Genomic DNA, 3,344 nt, shown 5'->3' on the forward strand with positions numbered 1-3,344 from the left:
GTAGCGTGGGGAGATTACAGTGGTGATGGCAAACTCGACCTCATCCTCACTGGCAGTAACAACGGCAACTTCATCAGTAAACTGTACAAAAACAATGGCAGTGGTGTCTTAACCGAAGACACCAGCCTGACGCTACCTGGCGTATCCCAAGGCTCCGTAGCGTGGGGAGATTACAGTGGTGATGGCAAACTCGACCTCATCCTCACTGGCACCTACGACTTCGGCCTTATCAGTACACTGTACAAAAATACTTCAAACAATGCACCCACCTTACAAAATGCGATCACTGATCAAATAGCTAAACAAGATACAGCTTTCAGCTTTACTTTTGATGCTAATACCTTCAATGATATTGATGCCGGAGACAATCTTACTTACTCAGCAACTCTACAAGATGGCAGTAATCTACCTAGCTGGCTGAAATTCAATGCGGCTACGCGCACATTTAGCGGTACACCAACTAACGCCGATGTTGTCAATCTAACAATTGAGGTACAAGCTAAAGATAATGATGGCATAAGTGCCACTGACACATTTGCATTAGCTGTCGAACCCAATAATGGCACACCTACCTTCAAGCTTTCAAAAATTGCGGATAATATCTTTAAAATCTCTAATAGCAGTAGCAAATCAAAACTTCAAGTTACTCTCACCCGACAAAGCTCTAATCTTGTAAATGAAATAGGAGTGTTTACCGTTGACGATGCTCAAGGTAACATTAATGGTATTGCTCCAGGCGCAGCAGGTTATGCCCAAGCAGCTTTAGACCGAGTTAAGGTAATTTTCTCTGCTCTTGCCAATCTTCCCAATGGGTTTAATACCGACAATTTGACACATCTGTTGGAATTTAACTCCGGTGATAACTTCAGATTTTATTTGGTGAAAAATAGCACAATTGATGCTGTACGGGCTGGAGTAACTCCACTCACAGACATACTATTTTCTGATCCTTTAACGCAAAAGATTACAGATTTAGAAAATGATGACTTTTCCCTTGCGTGGAAAGATGGCTCTGGCAATAACGCTGCTGACTTCAATAATTTGGTGGTAAAAATTCAGTCCACAAATGATTCATTACCTCTGGGTACAAATCTGCAAGGAAACCCCCAAGGAGAAGTGATTGATTTGCGCGGTGTCACAAGTCAGGTAAAAGCTGATTTTGCGATCAACAGAGAAGCAGCTTTCAATAATTTCATCGGCTTCTATCAAGTAGCTGATGATAATGGTGGCATTGACACTAACTCAGATGGTAAGGCAGATATTCTCATCGGACAGGCTGGTTATAGTGAAGCCGCAGTTCGTGGGCGTGTTGCAGGCATTGACTTGACAGTTAATAATCAAGGTAGTGCAACTTACACAGGGACTTTCCAGCCAGGTTCTATCTTTGTACCATTTATTATTACTAATGGTATGCCCGATGCTTTACTTGATAGCAATCCAAATAACGATCCAGCAGTTTACTTCCCATTCTTGGGAGCTAACGCTGATAAAGTAGATCACATTCGCTTGTTAGGAAATAACGTTTTTGGTTTTGAGGATTTAGCAAGTGGTGGTGACAAGGATTTCAACGATATGATCGTGCGAGTCAATATGACTATCGCCTAGTCTAAATTATTAAACATCGCCTATACTCAGTCGAGCCACTGTTGAGCAATGTTGTTAAGCACCCCTCTCTCCTTTTTGGAGAGAGGCTTTGAATTTTACTCCCCTTCTCTTGTTGGGAAGGGGCTGTTCTTGTTAGGTCTGTATTGGACTCAACACAGAAGCGCTATATTAAAGCTCACAGAAGAGGACAAAGCAGATGAGCAGCAAAGGAATAGCGAAGCAGGAAAGTAGAGGGAAAGTTGCAGTAAGTCTTTCCCTTCTGCCCAATGCCCAATGCCCTAGAGGAAAAAAGAGATTTCCTGTCTATACATTTTATTGACTGAACTAGCGCCATAGTCCAGTGCGATCGCTACAATCTTAGGATAAGCAAAACTCAATGGTGCAGCAGATGCTCAAGCGGCTATTTCAATGGCTCAAAAAGCTTTTTCAGAGCTTGTTCGATGGAAAACAGACTGCCTCAAAATCTAGAGGAAATGTGCCAAAAGAACCAGCGCCACCGCTAACCGATACGGATCTGGAATTTCTCTTCAACGAACTTTTGCAAGGAGTACATCAAGCACGAGGGGAAGCGTGGGCACAAAAGTGGCTGCATAATATTGAACATCGCATCCCAACTGAAGACTGGGTTGAGTGGTTAAGGCGCTTTGGCGACAGATTGCTAGCATCACCTACACCCAATAATGAAATAGCTGCACGGTTAGTGCAACTGGGTGAGTTAAACATCGGAGAAATCGGAGATGTTGCCTATAGTATCGGGATGCAGTTGTTGACACGCAATCAAGGCGAACCTATTTGGGAATATGAAGGGCCAGATGCTTTTAGCACAATACCATCTGAGCCAACCGCCCCCATATTAGAGTCAGTAGATACCCCAGAGAACCCCCCAGAGGGAGAATATCAAACTGTTACCCTAGAAGAATTGTTTGTGATGTTGCAGCAGGATGAAAACTTACGCCAGCAAATTGCTCAACAGCTTGCCGTTGAGACAGATGATCCAGAACTGCTTGTCCAGGCATTAATCAATCAATTATATCCTGCCGATCAATCGACCACAGAGCAAGCAGAAAATTAACCACTTGGCATCAAGAGTCGAATCGGGGAATTGTAACGTTGTAATACTCTACTCTTGAAGTTTTGTATATTTTTTGCTAACCTGCGACGGAAGCCCTGTCCCGATCTAATGGATTTTTACGTAATTGATGATTTTTTTAACACAACGATGGCTACAATCTAGAAAAACAAAATCCAATAGTGTGGCAGATGCTCAGGCGGATATCACAGTCGCTTAGAAGGTTTTTAAAGCGCCTCATTGAAAGTAAGCAGGCTAGTTCTCTCAAGGATGCGAGAGGACAAAATCTGGTGGAGATGCTACCAGAACTAACCAATGCGGATCTGGAACAATTGTTTATCCAATTGTTAGAAGGCGTGCATCAAGCACGAGGACGACAGTGGGCATTGAGGTATCTGCAACGGGTAGAAAATCGCATTCCGGCTGAACGCTGGATAGACTGGTTGGTGATGTTTGGCGAAAGCTTGCTAGCTTCGCCGGCACCAAATCCGCTTTTAGCAACAAAGATGGTGCAATTGGGGGAACTTGGTGTTGGGAGAATTGGAGATGTTGCTTATGACATTGGCATCCGGCTGATGCAATCACCCACACAGATAGAGGATGAGGAGAATTATCCAGAAGAGGATTTAGAAATTACTCCTGGGGAAGAACTGATCCGCAATTTAGGCGA

The 3,344-nt window shown here is 43.5% G+C and carries 2 protein-coding genes and 1 pseudogene; all 3 read left to right on the top strand.

Annotated features, from left to right (window positions below):
• The coding region (locus ACFE90_RS09850; RefSeq protein WP_375499988.1) for a putative Ig domain-containing protein at positions 1–1,605 on the top strand (1,605 nt) is incomplete at its 5' end.
• A 388-nt stretch (positions 1,606–1,993) separates the two neighbouring features.
• Positions 1,994–2,677 (top strand): hypothetical protein, encoded by a 684-nt coding sequence (locus tag ACFE90_RS09855; protein ID WP_375499994.1) that lies wholly within the window; start codon positions 1,994–1,996, stop codon positions 2,675–2,677.
• Positions 2,678–2,865: 188 nt separating this feature from the next.
• A pseudogene (locus tag ACFE90_RS09860) lies at positions 2,866–3,344 on the top strand (hypothetical protein); the annotation flags it as partial.

The sequence above is a fragment of the uncultured Nostoc sp. genome (assembly GCF_964245445.1).
Lineage (GTDB): Bacteria > Cyanobacteriota > Cyanobacteriia > Cyanobacteriales > Nostocaceae > Nostoc.

What these genes read in the sequence shown, in the direction of transcription:
- ACFE90_RS09855 (WP_375499994.1), top strand. Translation starts at nt 1,994, where the DNA reads ATGCTCAAGCGGCTATTTCAATGGCTCAAAAAGCTTTTTCAGAGCTTG.